At 50.5% G+C, this 15,013-nt stretch carries 15 protein-coding genes; 14 read left to right on the forward strand and 1 reads right to left on the reverse strand.

What is annotated here, in order from left to right; translation table 11 throughout:
- Positions 1 to 106 precede the first annotated feature (106 nt).
- The 13 genes from NSB25_RS18165 (at position 107) to ftsH (ending at position 12,293) form a co-directional block, all read left to right on the forward strand.
- Complete coding sequence (locus NSB25_RS18165; RefSeq protein ID WP_103240903.1) at positions 107 to 955, forward strand: Cof-type HAD-IIB family hydrolase; 849 nt, start codon at positions 107 to 109, stop codon at positions 953 to 955.
- Positions 956 to 968: 13 nt separating this feature from the next.
- Positions 969 to 2,330, forward strand: coding sequence for a CCA tRNA nucleotidyltransferase (locus NSB25_RS18170; protein WP_416385575.1), 1,362 nt, complete (start codon positions 969 to 971; stop codon positions 2,328 to 2,330).
- Between the two features lie 93 nt (positions 2,331 to 2,423).
- The gene (locus NSB25_RS18175) at positions 2,424 to 3,431 is read left to right on the forward strand and encodes a phosphotransferase (protein ID WP_103240902.1); all 1,008 of its coding nucleotides are present in this window, start codon (positions 2,424 to 2,426) and stop codon (positions 3,429 to 3,431) included.
- Between the two features lie 30 nt (positions 3,432 to 3,461).
- A complete protein-coding gene (locus NSB25_RS18180) occupies positions 3,462 to 4,877 on the forward strand; it encodes a PEGA domain-containing protein (RefSeq protein ID WP_103240901.1) in 1,416 nt (471 codons plus the stop codon).
- A gap of 122 nt (positions 4,878 to 4,999) precedes the next feature.
- Entirely contained in the window at positions 5,000 to 5,275 is a 276-nt protein-coding gene (locus tag NSB25_RS18185) for an HU family DNA-binding protein (RefSeq protein WP_103240900.1), read from the forward strand.
- 126 nt (positions 5,276 to 5,401) lie between these two features.
- Complete coding sequence (locus NSB25_RS18190) at positions 5,402 to 5,641, forward strand: RNA-binding S4 domain-containing protein (protein WP_103240969.1); 240 nt, start codon at positions 5,402 to 5,404, stop codon at positions 5,639 to 5,641.
- 57 nt (positions 5,642 to 5,698) lie between these two features.
- The gene (gene yabP / locus NSB25_RS18195; protein WP_103240899.1) at positions 5,699 to 5,986 is read left to right on the forward strand and encodes a sporulation protein YabP; all 288 of its coding nucleotides are present in this window, start codon (positions 5,699 to 5,701) and stop codon (positions 5,984 to 5,986) included.
- A 4-nt stretch (positions 5,987 to 5,990) separates the two neighbouring features.
- Positions 5,991 to 6,476: a spore cortex biosynthesis protein YabQ gene (gene yabQ, locus NSB25_RS18200; protein ID WP_103240898.1), complete on the forward strand. Its 486-nt coding sequence runs from the start codon at positions 5,991 to 5,993 to the stop codon at positions 6,474 to 6,476.
- 65 nt (positions 6,477 to 6,541) lie between these two features.
- Positions 6,542 to 6,853 carry a septum formation initiator family protein gene (locus tag NSB25_RS18205; RefSeq protein WP_103240897.1) on the forward strand — a complete coding sequence of 104 codons (312 nt, stop codon included), beginning with the start codon at positions 6,542 to 6,544 and terminating at the stop codon, positions 6,851 to 6,853.
- 184 nt (positions 6,854 to 7,037) lie between these two features.
- Positions 7,038 to 8,216, forward strand: a complete 1,179-nt coding sequence (locus NSB25_RS29460; RefSeq protein ID WP_103240896.1) for a SpoIIE family protein phosphatase — start codon at positions 7,038 to 7,040, stop codon at positions 8,214 to 8,216.
- A 39-nt stretch (positions 8,217 to 8,255) separates the two neighbouring features.
- Complete coding sequence (gene tilS / locus NSB25_RS18215; RefSeq protein WP_103240895.1) at positions 8,256 to 9,890, forward strand: tRNA lysidine(34) synthetase TilS; 1,635 nt, start codon at positions 8,256 to 8,258, stop codon at positions 9,888 to 9,890.
- A complete protein-coding gene (gene hpt / locus NSB25_RS18220; RefSeq protein ID WP_103240894.1) occupies positions 9,874 to 10,410 on the forward strand; it encodes a hypoxanthine phosphoribosyltransferase in 537 nt (178 codons plus the stop codon). Before tilS ends, hpt begins: the two co-directional genes overlap by 17 nt.
- 68 nt (positions 10,411 to 10,478) lie before the next feature.
- Positions 10,479 to 12,293, forward strand: a complete 1,815-nt coding sequence (gene ftsH / locus NSB25_RS18225) for an ATP-dependent zinc metalloprotease FtsH (protein WP_207656173.1) — start codon at positions 10,479 to 10,481, stop codon at positions 12,291 to 12,293.
- 278 nt (positions 12,294 to 12,571) lie between these two features.
- Here the strand turns inward: ftsH and NSB25_RS18230 are convergent, their stop codons facing one another.
- A complete protein-coding gene (locus NSB25_RS18230; RefSeq protein WP_103240892.1) occupies positions 12,572 to 13,924 on the reverse strand; it encodes an MATE family efflux transporter in 1,353 nt (450 codons plus the stop codon).
- A gap of 214 nt (positions 13,925 to 14,138) precedes the next feature.
- On the opposite strand from NSB25_RS18230, the gene NSB25_RS18235 reads away from it, so the two are divergent.
- Positions 14,139 to 14,942 carry an amidohydrolase family protein gene (locus tag NSB25_RS18235; protein WP_103240891.1) on the forward strand — a complete coding sequence of 268 codons (804 nt, stop codon included), beginning with the start codon at positions 14,139 to 14,141 and terminating at the stop codon, positions 14,940 to 14,942.
- Positions 14,943 to 15,013: the final 71 nt, after the last annotated feature.

Consider the following 15,013-nt stretch of genomic DNA (forward strand, 5'->3'; position numbering starts at 1 on the left):
GGTCGGTATTCTGACAGGCATCAGAGCGGAGGGAGTAAGAGGCGGTGTTTTCACACCGCCTTTTCAAATCACTATACAACAGAATCTTCACGGGGCATGAATTCTGATGCTGAGACGGACAGGACAGAAAGGTCTGACGGACATGGAGAGAAAAGCGCTGGTGCTGGATATTGACGGCACCCTGACAAATTCAAATAAAGAAATCAGTCCTGCCACAGGAGCCGGCATCCGGAAGGTTCTGGAGAGCGGACATCTGGTGGTGCTGGCTTCCGGACGGCCGGCGTACGGAATGCGCCGTTATGCCGGGGAACTGGAGCTGAAAAAGTATGGGGGCTATCTGCTGTCTCATAACGGAGCACGCATTGTAGCCTGCGGCACCGGGGAAGTGGTTTATCAGAAGGCAGTGCCCGGGGATTTGCTGCCGGTGCTGTATGAATTTGCACAGAAGCACGACTGCGGCCTGGCCACCCATTCGGAAGATACGGTGATTTCAGCCTTTGCACCGGACCGGTATGTAACGCTGGAAGCACATATCAACGATATGCCCATAATGCAGCCGGAAGATTTCGTAGGGTATGTGAATTTTCCTGTCTATAAATGCTTTATGACTGCGGAGGCAGAAAGGGCTGCAATGCTGGAGAAGAAGCTGCAGGAGCGGTGCGGGACACGGGCGGCGGCAGGTCGATCCGAGCCGTTTTTTATTGAGATTGTGCCTGCCAGTGTGGATAAGGGAGATTCCCTGGGAAAACTGATGGAAATGCTGGGGATAAAGCGGGAAAATGTCATCTGCTGCGGAGATGGATTTAACGATTTGTCCATGATACGGTATGCCGGTCTGGGAGTTGCCATGGGAAATGCCCAGCCTGTCCTGAAGGAAGCAGCAGACTATGTGACCGCAGGGAATGACGAAGACGGTGTGGCAGAGGTAATCAGGAAATTTATATTGAAAGAGTGACGGGAAGCAGATGATGTGTGATATCAGGATAACAATACCGGAAAAAGGGCAGGCTATCATAAACACAATCAGAAACGCGGGCTTTGAAGCGTATATAGTGGGCGGATGCGTGCGGGATTCCCTTCTGGGCAGGAAGCCGGAGGACTGGGATATTACCACTTCTGCCAGACCGGAACAGGTGAAGGCGCTCTTCCCGCGCACTGTTGACACCGGGCTGCAGCATGGTACGGTGACGGTGATGATGAACGGGGAAGGGTTTGAGGTGACCACATATCGGATTGACGGAGAGTATGAGGACAGCCGGCATCCCAGCGAAGTGATTTTTACCCCGGACCTGGAAGAGGACTTAAGGCGCAGAGACCTGACTATCAATGCCATGGCCTATAACGAGGAAGAAGGACTGGTGGACAAATTCGGCGGCATGGAGGACCTGGAAGCCGGGATCGTCCGATGTGTGGGCAGAGCGGAGGAACGTTTTCGGGAGGATGCCCTGCGGATTCTGCGGGCAGTTCGCTTTTCGGCGCAGCTGGGATTTTCCATAGAGGAAGAGACGCTGGCGGCAGCGGCTGAGCTGGCATATACCTTAAATCGCATCAGCGCCGAGAGAATCCAGACAGAGCTGGTGAAGCTGATGGTTTCTCCCCATCCGGAGTATCTGCGGACTGCTTATGACATTGGCGTCACAAAAGTGTTTTTCCCTGAGTTTGACAGGGCCATGGAGACGGAACAAAGGCATGTTCACCATTGCTATAATGTGGGAGAGCATATTCTGCACTCGCTGTGTCATGTGAGGGCGGATAAGGTGCTTCGCCTGGCCATGCTGTTTCACGACATCGGAAAACCGGAGGTTCTGACGGTGGACGGCGAGGGGGTCACTCATTTCCATAATCATGCCCCGGTCAGCGCAGAGCTGGCGGAAAAGGTTCTGAAGAGACTTAAATTCGACAATGATACCATTAGCCGGGTGTGCAGACTGGTATTATACCATGATTACGGCAGCGGGGCATCTCCCGATATGCGGATGGTGCGGAGAGCAATACACAAAATCGGCGAGGAGGCATTTCCGGATTTATTCGAGGTAAAGCAGGCGGATTTCCTGGCTCAGAGTGAATACCAGAGGGAGGAAAAGCTGGAGAGAGTGGAGCAGTGGCGGAAGCTCTATGAAGAAATTCTGGAAAAGCAGCAGTGTGTGTCCCTGAAAACCCTTGCTGTGAAGGGGGCCGATCTGATTGCTGTTGGCTGGAAGCCCGGAAAGCAGCTGGGGGCGGTTCTGCAGAAGCTGCTGGAAATGGTTCTGGAGGAACCGGCATGCAATACCAGAGCGTGTCTGCTGGAGGAGGCTCAACGACTTTTGAGGCTGGAAAGCAGAGAATGATTTCATACTTTCAGGTATTTTCTCATATGATAGGTTATGAACCGGACTGGACGCGGTGCGGTGACGTGAGAAACCAATCAGGAGGGGCCGGAAGTGAATGACAGGGCAGTTGAGTTACTGGAACAATATGAAATCGAGGTGCTTCGTACCAGGAAAGGACGGGGGGCCATTGTGTGTGACACCAATCGGGGGTGTCTGATTTTCAGGGAATATTCGGGAAGCCAGGAGAGGATAGAACTGCAGAACAGGCTGTTAAAGCAGATAATGGATGCCGGAACGGTAAAGGTGGAAGTCATAATTCCCAGCAGGGAAGGCACATTGTTTGTGAGAGACAATGAGGGAACCAAATATGTGCTGAAGACCTGGCGGGAAGGCAGAGAGTGCAGTATTCAGGATAAAGAGGAATGTATGGAAGCTGTCAGGCTTTTGGCCAGGCTGCACGGCTGCATGGAGCTGCCGGCGGACTGTCTGAATCTTCCGGTGGCTTTTTCTCCGGAAAAGGAGTATGATAAGCACAACAGAGAGCTGAAACGGGTGCGGAAGTATCTGCAGCAGAAAGGGCAGAAGACCTGGTTTGAAATCAGTCTGAGAGGAGCCTTCGATCCGTTTCTGGAACAGGCGCTTTCTGTGACGGAAGAATGGGGACAATACCAGCGGGAAGCGACGCAGGGGGGAAAGAGCGGGGATACCGCGAAAATTGCTTTCTGTCATGGAGATTATCAATATCACAATATTATTCAGGACGGCAGAGGATGGTTCCTGGTGAATTTTGAAAAGTGTATGTGTGACAATCCGGTTCGCGATTTGTGTCTGCTGATGCGAAAGCTTCTGGAGAAAAACAACTGGTCCATATCTCTGGGGGAAGAGCTTCTGGAAACCTATGAGAAGGAGCGGCCGTTGTCCGCCGGAAGCCGGATTGATTTGTATTATCGGCTGGCATATCCGGAGAAATTCTGGAAGATTGCAAATTTCTACTATAATTCCGGAAAAGCGTGGATTCCCAGGAAGAACCAGGAGAAGCTGGAAAAAGTCATTGCCCAGGAGAAGGAAAAACAACATTTTCTGGATCAGGTATTTCGAGAAGTGGGCAGGCTTCGATAAGAACAGGAAAGGCCGTCAAAAGAGGAATATATGAGAAGAACAGAAAATAAGAAAAAACGCAGGATGTATATTGCAGCGGCAATTGTTATGACGATGGTGTCATTTTCCTCCTGTACCATTCCTTTTATGGAAAATAACAGGGGAGAAGGAGACGGCACATCCGCTGAATCGAACAGAGCCGACACAGGATTTATTGTGACCGGGCCGGCCAGCTTTGACTCGGCGGACACCGCTGTGTTCGTGGACAGGGATGAAAAGGAGAACACGGTGACTTTCCTGAATCTGGATTTGGGAAAACGGTATACACTCTCCATGGATGGCACCACCAGGCTGTATGACAAGTACGGGGATGCTGTTTCTCTGGAACAGATAGAGAAAGGAGATATTGTGGATATCACTTTCCTGAAGTCCAAAAAGCATCTGACTACCATGCAGCTGTCTGTAAACAGCTGGACCTTTACCGATGTGGAATGGTATGAACTGGACGCTGTGCGCGGAGAAGTGAGTATCGGCCCTGAAACCTATAAGCTTACCTCCAACACACAATATCTGTCCGAAGGGAGAAATGTGGAGATCATGGACCTGAATCCTGCGGATGTGCTCAGCTTTCAGGGAATCGGGAATCAGATCCTTTCAGTCCGCGTGGAAAAGGGGCACGGCTATCTGAGGCTGGCCAATGATGAACATTTTGTAGGCGGCTGGATTGAAATCGGGCAGTCGCTGATACAGCGTATCACGGAGGACATGCTGCTTCTGGTGCCGGAGGGAAGCTATGAAGTGACAATTTCCAACAAGGGGGGCGGAGGTGTCAAAAATGTCGTAGTGATGCGTAATCAGGAGACCACTCTTGATATCGGTGACCTGGAGGTGCCGGAGCCCCAGACAGGCATGGTGCTTTTCTCAGTCAGTCCTGCTTCCACAGAAGTGTATATTGACGGAAGCGAGATAGATGCATCTGTGCCGGTGACACTGGAGTATGGTCTGCATCAGCTGATTGCCAGAGCGGAGGGGTATCAGTCTGTGACGAAGTATATTCGTGTGGCCCAGGAGTCCGCGGCCTGTGATGTGGTGCTGGAGGCGGTGGGCGACACGGAGGAGGAAGAAGAACCGGCGGTGACTCCCACACCGGGACCGGATGATACCGTTACAGATTATTACAGAGTGCATGTGGACGCGCCTGAGGGCGTGGAGGTATATCTGGACGGGAATTATGTGGGGATTTCCCCCTGCAGTTTCAGAAAATACAGTGGTTCCCACATTATCACTCTGAGGAAGTCGGGCTATGAGACAAGGAGTTACACAATACAGGTTGATAAGGAGGAGAAGGATGTGTCTTATTCCTTTGCGGATCTGGAAAGGTTTGTCTCAGGAAGTTCCAACAGTTCAGGCAGCTCCAACACCACGGGCAGCTCTAATACCACAGGCAGCTCAAACAGCGGAAAATGAAAGAATTTTGTCCCTAAAAACCTTGACAAACCCGGGAAAACCATATATATATATATTTAGACGTTTCACAGGGAAAATAACGAAATGTACAAAAATGAAAACTCGTATAGGAGGAGTTCGATATGAACAAAACAGAATTGACGGTAGCTATAGCTGAGCAGGCTGGAATTTCCAGAAAAGATGCCGAGAAGGCACTGAAGGCTTTCACAGACGTGGTTGCCGATGAATTGAAGAATGGTGGAAAGGTTCAGCTGGTAGGTTTCGGCACCTTCGAAGTATCCGAGAGGAAGGCCAGAGACGGAAGAAACCCTCAGACGAAGGAGACCATTCAGATTCCTGCTTCCAAGGCTCCCAAGTTCAAGGCTGGCAAAGCTTTAAAGGATATGGTAAACGCATAATAAGCTGCAGCTGACATTGTTCAGAAGAAAGCGTGAGGCCCGGCTGTTCTCATCATACCTGTTATGAAGGAGAGGCCGGGTTTTGTATATGGCGGAAAAAGGTTCAGGAAAGAGAGAGGTATTGCAATGAGATTGGACAAATATCTGAAAGTGTCCAGACTGATAAAGCGCCGGACCGTGGCAAATGAGGCCTGCGATGCCGGACGTGTAATGATAAACGGCAGACCCGCGAAAGCGTCTGCGGATATAAAGCCCGGAGATTCCATTACGATTTCCTTCGGCAACAGGGAGGTGAAGGTGGAAGTTCTGAGTGTACAGGAAACTGTGAGAAAGGAAGAGGCCAAAGAAATGTTCCGTTATCTGTAGACGGTTCTTTTTTCCTTCCATCCTTCATATACTTATTCAGGATGGAAGGAGGGGCTTATGGAGGATTTAAGCGGAAGCGCACGGATACATAAGGTGGCAATGACAAATCGAAGGAGCTGCATGATCAATGGTGTGAACGATGTGCTTTCCTTTGATATACATGAGATTCTTCTGGAGACCGAGCAGGGCATGCTGATGATAAAGGGAGATGAACTTCATGTCAGCAGGCTTACGCTGGAAAAGGGAGAAGTGGATATAGACGGCCGGATTGACAGCTTTACCTATTCCGATGCAGGGAGTTCCGGACATAAAAACGAATCGCTGCTGAGCAGATTATTCCGGTGACAATATGGCAAACGAAAACCAATTTCTCCTGCATTCCTTTATCATGGGCGTCTTTATCACATATGTATATGATCTTCTGCGGATATTCCGCAGGGTAGCGCCCCATGGAACTTTCCTGATATCGGTGGAAGATCTGGCATTCTGGATATACAGCGGAACGAAGGTGTTCCTGCTGATGTATTACGAAAGCGACGGCACACTGCGGTGGTTTGCCGTGATCGGAGCGCTGACGGGAATGTTTCTCTACAGGAAACTGATAAGCCCGCTTTTTGTAAAATATGTGTCCGCACTGCTGAACAGGCTGCTGGAATGCTTCTGGAAGATACTGAGATGGCTGTTCAAACCATTTGGCTTTGTCTGCGGGAAAGCCGGACGGGGACTGCACAGAACCGGCGGACGTATGCGCAGACTGGCGGGACGTATGAAAAGACGGATAAAAAATAAGTTGACGATTTCTCTGAAAGTGCTTAAAATAAATTTGAAAGCGTAACCGGGGCAGTCAGGTATAAGCCGCAGGAAAACGGATACCGGACATACGGACAGGAGGGCAGAAACATGGCAAGACGAAGAAGAATTGCATATCGCAGAAAAAGTCAGAACCGTTTCAGTATGTTTCTGGTCTCATTGGTGGTGGTGATGATTCTGATACTGGTGCAGGTGGGAAGCATGGAACTGCAGAGTAAGATCAATGCCAAAGCCGGGGAGGCAGCGCTGCTGGACAGTCAGATAGAGGCTGAGAAGCGCAGAGCCCTTGAAATCCAGGAATTTGCAAAGGAAGTTCAGACGAAGGGTTATATTGAAAATGTTGCCAGAGAGAAGCTGGGACTTGTCTATGAAGATGAGATTCTCTTTAAACAGGAAAATTAGGCGGGAGCGTGAAGCTTCCGCTTTTTTTGTCGTAAAACTTTAAGGGGAAAGGTACGTACTTTTGACAAAAAATCAGTTTGTGCATTCCTATAATAGGTACTGCTGTGACAGACGAGGCAGATTTCGATTCCGGCGGAAGGAACGGAGTCTGACGAAAACCGGCGGCGGAAAGGTGTGAGTTGGAGTGATTTGGCACAAAGGGGAGGTCAGGGAACTGCAGACGGCACAGATATCCGATCTGTGCAGACGTAAACTTTTAAATTATGCGGACAGCTTTCAGGAGCTGGCCAGAAGCTATGACAGGGAATTCGAACCGGAACAGGGTTCCCGCGAAACACTTCTGATGGAGAGGCGTCTGTGGGAAAACGGACAGATTATCAGCGGACACTTAACGGAAATGGCGAAGATTATGACCGAGGCGGCCTGTGAAGTGCTGGAGTTCTCTCCTATGGAAGGGAGGAAGAAACGCATGCTGGTTCAGGCGCTGGCGGAGGAAGGGATTCATGTGGAGGGGCCATGTTATCTGCCCCGGGAAGACGGACGGAAAGCCCTTGTGCTCACCATGAGCACACAGAGAAATGCAAAGGTATCCGCAGAAGATGCCGCGGATATGATCTCCGTGTTGATGGACAGGCGTTTTGCGCCATCTGCGTCCAGCCCTTATATGGTGGAAACGGTTCCTCAGAGCTTTATCCTGGAGGAAGAGGCAGGCTTTCTGGTACTCACAGGATTCTCCAGGGCGGTGAAGGAGACGGAAACGGTTTCCGGGGACAATTATACTGTTCTGGAGGCGGAAAAGGGCAGGGTGACAGTGATGCTGTCCGACGGCACAGGTTCCGGGGAGAAGGCAGACAGAGAGAGCGGGAAAGTACTTGACCTGATGGAAAAAATGCTGGAGGCCGGCTACGGCACCGATACTGCCATCAATATGGTGAATACGGCATTATTTGCGGCGGGAGAGGATGACAATCATCCGACACTGGATATCTGTGATATCGACCTGTATACGGGAAACTGTGAGCTGAGAAAGGTGGGCGGCGCGGTTACCTTTTTGAAGAGACCGGAGGAAGTGGAACGGCTGATTACCGGAAATCTGCCACTGGGGGTTTTCCAGCAGGTGGAAATTCAGCCGGTATGTAAGATGCTTCAGGATGGAGATTATCTGATTATGGTCTCCGACGGTGTGGTGGATGCCTTCGGGGGAGAAAATGATGCGGAATTGATGCTGGATGCCGTTGCCGGGGTACAGGACAGCAATCCCGGAGAAATAGCGGACCGATTGCTCCGCATTGCGATTCGTGCCGGCGGAGGCAGAATCCGTGATGACATGACCGTCGGCGTAATCGGTATCTGGGAGACCTGATATTTGACTTTTCCTGATTTATAGGTTAAGATTTGTCATATGAAGATCAGGGAAAAGACGGAAAAAAAGGTGTTTGCATATCTGGAAGAGCACCATATGATTGTACCCGGGGAGAAAATTGTGGCAGGTGTTTCCGGAGGGGCGGACTCAGTCTGCCTCTTATTTCTGTTACTTTCCTACAGGGAAAAAATGCCGCTTTCGCTGACCGTGGTACATGTGAATCACGGGCTCCGCAGAGAAGCGGGAGAAGATGCGCGGTATGTGGAAGCGCTGTGCAGAGAGAATGAGATTCCCTTTTTGCTGACGGTTGCGGATGTGCACAGGCGGGCTCTGGAGGAGAAGTGTTCGGAGGAGGACGCCGGGAGGCGAATTCGATATGAGGCATTTCGGCAGGCGGCGGAAAAGCTGGGCGGCGCTAAGATTGCAGTGGCCCATAACAGTCACGACAATGCGGAGACCATGCTTTTCCATTTGTTTCGTGGCACCGGAATAAAGGGGCTGAGCGGAATTGCACCGGTGAGAACGGACGGGGAAGGAAGGGAGATTATACGGCCCATATTGTGCCTTAAGCGGGAAGAGATAGAGGCATACCTGGAGGAGAGGGGAATTGCGTGGCGCACAGACTGTACCAACAGCGGGGATGAATACAGAAGGAATCGGATCCGCCATCATATTCTGCCTTATGCGGAGCATGAAATTGCGGAAGGCACAGTAGCGCATATGGCACAGACGGCAGAGTTGCTGCGGGAGACGGAAGGCTTTCTGGAGCTGCAGACCCGGGAGGCACTGTGTGCGTGCGTGGAGCCGGAGGAAGGAATCCCTGAAAGGCAGGCGGAAAAAGCAAAGCTGTCAGAGGAGGAGAGAGAAGACAGAAAATCGTCTGAGGAGGCAGGAAACGGAAAGGCGCCTGAAGGGAGAGACGGGAGCAGGAAATATTGCGGGTACACAGTGGATGTGGAGTCATTTCTGCAGTTTCATCCAGCGCTGCAGAAACGAATGCTGTATGAATTGCTCTGTCGTCTGTCTCCCCGGGGAAAAGACATTTCTTTCAGACATATCAGTGACACACGGGACTTATTCCTCAGAAGTGAGCACCGGAGAATCAGATTGCCTTTTGGAATCACGGTCCGGAGACAGTATGGGGAGGTGACGCTGGAGAGGGGAGAAGAGGCGGACAGGGGAATTCCGGAAAAAGGTGCTTTGGAAAAGGACATGACGCCGGTGAAAAAGGTGTCGCTGACAGAAGAAATTTTTGTCCGGCCTGCCGTTTATAATTTGGGAGAATGGGGGAAAATGGAATTTCAGGGGATATCTGCAAAAAAAGAACAGGAAGTTCCCGGAAACCGGTATACGAAATGGTTTGATTATGATAAAATAAAAGAATCTCTTGTTATTCGTTCCCGTATGCAGGGAGATTTTCTGACGATTGCCGACGGAAAAGGCAATATGATTCATAAATCTCTGAAAAAATATATGGTCACGGAGAAAATTCCGCAGCAGCTGAGAGACAGAATCCCGGTTCTGGCGGCAGGAAACCATATCCTGTGGCTGGTGGGCCGGCGAATCAGCGAATATTTTAAGGTAGACGGGAATACAAAACGTATTTTACAGGTAAAATTATGCAGAGGCTGTGAAGAACGCGGAACGGAGGATGAAAATGTCGGAACACATTAAGGTACTTTTGACAGAGGAAGAAGTAGATGCGAAGATTCAGCTGATCGGGGAGCAGATCAGCAGGGACTATGCGGGCAGGCAGGTACATTTGATCTGTGTGCTGAAGGGCGGAAGTTTTTTCATGTGTGAGCTGGCCAAGAGAATCACTGTGCCGGTGTCACTGGATTTCATGGCTGTGTCCAGCTATGGCAGCGGCACGAAGTCCGGAGGTGTGGTCAAGATTGTGAAGGATCTGGATGAGCCGATCAGGGGCAAGGACGTGCTGGTGGTGGAGGATATCGTGGACAGCGGCAGAACATTGAGCTATCTGCTGGAAATGCTGTGGGCCCGGGGACCGGAGACACTGCGGCTGTGCACTCTGCTTGACAAGCCGGAGAGGCGTGTGGTGGATGTGGATGTGGATTATACCGGTTTTCAGATTCCGGATAAATTTGTGGTGGGCTATGGGCTGGATTATGACCAGAGATATCGCAACCTGCCCTATATCGGTGTGGTGGAATTTGATTCCGAAGAGGAATAGACAAAACGGATTTATCCGGGTGGGAAGGATACCCACGGCAGAAGTGATGTAAATAGGAGGCTTGCAAGTTGAGGCAAAACAGTAGAGGATTCAATTCATATTTTCTTTTTATTCTGCTTCTCCTGATGGGAGTGGCCATTCTGACCACCTTAAACAGCGCGGATGATGAATATACCAGAGAGCGATTCATCAACGATATGGAAGCGGAAAAGGTTACCGAGGTGGTAATCAATCCGAACAGCGAGGTGCCCACAGGGTATCTGCGGGTAGAACTGACAAACGGATCCGATATGAAGCTTTATGTGACGGATATCGTGGAGGCGGAGAAGCTGGTGAGATCCTATGGTTTCGACCCGCAGGTGAAGGATGTGCCCAGAGAGGGATGGGTGCTGACCACGCTGGTTCCCATGCTGATTGTGCTGGCGGTGGGGGTCTTCCTCTTTATGATGGTGAATGCCCAGAATGCCAACAACGGAAGCGGCAGGATGATGAACTTCGGCAAGAGCCGGGCCAGACTGTCCATGGGTGACAAGAGTATCACATTTGTCCAGGTGGCAGGACTGACGGAAGAGAAGGAAGAACTGGAAGAGATTGTGGATTTCCTCAGGGAGCCGGGCAAATACACGAAGGTGGGTGCCAGAATTCCCAAGGGCGTGCTGCTGGAAGGACCACCCGGAACCGGTAAGACATTGCTTGCCAAAGCCGTGGCAGGGGAAGCGGGAGTTCCCTTTTTCAGCATCTCCGGTTCGGATTTTGTGGAAATGTTTGTGGGTGTGGGCGCTTCCCGTGTGAGAGATTTATTTGAGGAAGCCAAGAAGAATTCTCCCTGTATTGTATTTATAGATGAGATAGACGCAGTGGCCAGACGGCGGGGTACCGGTATGGGCGGCGGCCACGATGAGAGAGAACAGACTTTAAACCAGCTGCTGGTGGAGATGGATGGCTTCGGCGTCAATGAGGGTATCATCGTCATGGCGGCGACTAACAGAGTGGACATTCTGGATCCGGCTATTCTGCGCCCCGGGCGGTTTGACCGAAAAGTAACGGTGGGGACGCCGGATGTCAGAGGCAGGGAAGACATTCTGAAGGTACATTCCCGGAACAAGCCGTTGGCGGAGGATGTGGATTTAAAGCAGGTGGCGCAGACCACGGCGGGCTTTACAGGTGCGGATCTGGAGAATCTGCTGAATGAAGCGGCCATCAACGCGGCAAAAGGGGGGAAGGGTTTCCTGGCCCAGGACGATATCAAAAAGGCTTTTGTGAAGGTGGGCATCGGCACCGAGAAAAAGAGCCGGGTTATCTCCGACAAGGAAAAGCGGATTACGGCTTACCATGAGGCCGGTCATGCCATTCTGTTTCATGTGCTGCCGGATGTGGGACCGGTGTATACGGTTTCCATCATTCCCACGGGAGTAGGTGCCGCAGGGTATACCATGCCCCTTCCGGAGAAGGATGAAATGTTCATGACAAAGGGGCAGATGCTTCAGCAGATTATGGTGTCTCTGGGGGGACGGATTGCGGAGGAAATCATTTTCGGAGATATTACCACAGGGGCTTCCAGTGATATCAAGAAGGCCACAAAGGTTGCGCGCAGAATGGTGACACGATTCGGTATGTCGGAGAATATCGGCGTAATCTGTTATGACGATGATGACGAGGAAGTATTCATCGGCCGGGACCTTGCACATGCGAAAGCTCACAGCGAGGCTGTCTCAGGTGAGATTGACAGAGAGGTGAAGGCCATTATTGACGATTGCTATGCCAAGGCAAGGGAAATAATTCTGGCACAGGAAAAAGTGCTTCATACCTGTGCGGAGCTGCTTCTGCAGAAGGAACGGATTGGCCGGGAGGAGTTCGAGGCACTTTTTACAGCCCTGGAGTAATGGGCAAAGCAGGGCCACAGCGCAATTCTGTGGGCAGGTATCTGGCAGTCAAAGAAATGCCCATATACAAGATGCACAAAACAACACTTCGTTTTTTGTTAATTTTGTTACTTTTGAGAATTGGCAGAATGGGGATTCAATGGTATTATAATACTCGTAACCCCCAATACATTATATAGTTTTTTGCTATACCCCATAAGAAATACCTTCTCTAAAAAGGGCAGTCACCCCATGGCTGTCCTTTTTACGTTGTGGGAAGGTCCGGTCCATAAATGATACTATTCTGTTGTGGGGCCTGTAAAAGTGTGGCCCTTTTCCAGTCGTCGCAGATACAGAATTCCTGTCACATCCGCAAGAATCCACCCGATGGGAATGGCGCTCCAGATGCCCACCACACCGATCTGGGGGATGGGAGCCAGTATGTAGGCCAGCAGGACTCTGGTGCCCAGAGAGATAATGGTAAGAACCAGTGACATTTCAGGCCGGTTGACTCCCCGGTAATACCCATATAACAGGAACAGAATACCGATTCCACAGTAGAATGCTCCCTCCACACGCAGGTATCCGGCTCCTGTGGCGATAATATTCACATCTTCCGGACTGACGAAGAGCAGCATCAGATACGGGGCGAATACAAATACCAGCAGAGATATGACCGCGCAGAAAAGCAGAGAGATTCGGACAGCACTGCGCATTCCCTGCCGTACTCTGCCTTTTTCGCCCGCTCCGTGATTCTGGGAGATAAAGAGAGAAAAGGCGTTGCCGAATTCCTGGGCGGGCATGTAGGCAAAAGAATCAATCTTCACGGCCGCCGCGAAGGCAGCCATTACCTCCGGACCGAAGCTGTTCACAAGGCCCTGAATCATCAGGATGCCGAAGTTCATCACGGACTGCTGGACGGAAGATGAGAAAGAGAAGCGCAGGATTTCTCCGGCGGCGCCCTTTTCAGGAGAGGAGAGCCGCAGGGGAAAGCGCAGGTTCGGTTCCCGGATCCAGGTATAAGCCGCAAGCCCCAGCCCGGACACTGCCTGCGCAATTATGGTGGCGGCCGCCGCTCCGGCAATCCCCCATCTGCACACAACCACGAAAATCAGATCCAGCGCTACATTCAGCACAGCTGTGCTGCCCAGGAAGTACAGCGGCACCACGGAATTACCCACGGCCCGGAGAAGATAGGCGAAATAATTATATAGGAATACGAAGAAGATTCCCATAAAAATAATCCATACATAAGTATGCATCATCTCCATCAACTGATCCGGAACCTGCAAAAGCCGCAGAATGGGACGACAAAACAACATGACCAGAAAATTCAGGAGAAGCGTCACACCGCCGATGAGCAGAAACGAAAGCTGCATGCAGTCCTTCATTTTTTTGTTCTCTTTTTTCCCGAAATAGTAGGAAAAAAGGGCGCCGCTGCCCATACACATACCGATGAGGATGGAGGTCAGGAAGGTCATTAAGGTATAGGCAGAGCCCACTGCCGCCAATGCGTCCGGACCCAGAAAGCGGCCCACGATTAAGGTGTCTGCTATATTATAAAATTGCTGCAGCAGGTTTCCCAGTATCATGGGACCTGCGAACAGAAGCATGTTTTTGGTTACATTTCCCTGAGTCAGATCTTTCTTCATTTCAGATAATACTCTCCATTTTTTTTCGTATTCCAGTATAACATTGTGAGACCGGTAATTCAATGATAACAGGATAAAAGAAAACGGAACAGCTGTTAAATATTAAATAAGATTGTAACAGGAGTGGCGAATGGGATATAATGAAATATGATTCTTTTTAAAAGCTGAAAAGCTGCGTAGAAGGCTGTCCGTTGAAACGGACAAAGGAGAAATTATGAAGATAATAGATTTTCACACCCACCCTTATCTTACGGAGGAGCAAAACCTTTGTATGTATAAAGATTTTGCCCCAATGTCCATGCAGGAGGCGAAGGCGGATCTGGAACAGGCAGGAATTACGGGTATCTGCGGTTCTGTGATTTCCGCGAGGCCTTATGAAACGGACAGGGGATTTGCCCAGCTGAGAGAGCTGAATCGAAAGGCACTGGAAATTCGTGATATTTATGGAGATTTTTACATTCCCGGCTTTCACATTCACCCTGCATTTCCGGAGGAGTCGCTGGAGGAGATGGCTTTTATGTATGAAGCCGGCATCCGGCTGATTGGGGAACTTGTTCCGTACAGTCACGGCTGGGCGCAGTATGGATGCGATTATGACTGTGACGGATTTCACAGACTTCTGGAGGCCGCGGGCAGGTATCATATGGCGGTGAGCTATCATACAATGACGGAGCAGCAGGAGCAGATGACCAGGATGATAAAAGCACATCCCGATGTGATTTTCGTGGCAGCACATCCGGGAGGGCGGGATGTGTACCTGCAGCATCTGGAACGGCTGGCGCAATATGGGAATGCCTTTCTGGATCTGTCGGGGACAGGGCTGTTTCGGTACGGGATGCTTCGGGCAGGCGTTGAAATGGCAGGGGCCGATAAACTGATTTTCGGAACAGACTATCCCATCTGCAACCCGCGGATGTATGTGCAGGCAGTGCTGGGAGAAAACTTGTCGGAGGAGGATACGGGAAAAATATTGTATAAAAATGCGGAAGATATTTTTACGAAATGTTTTGCGGGATAATTTGTAGCAAAAATGATGCAATGATAGCTTATACTGACACTGTATGTATGCAAAACAGATTACAGGCGGGA

This window comes from Acetatifactor muris (assembly GCF_024623325.1).
In the GTDB taxonomy this organism is placed as follows: domain Bacteria; phylum Bacillota; class Clostridia; order Lachnospirales; family Lachnospiraceae; genus Acetatifactor; species Acetatifactor muris.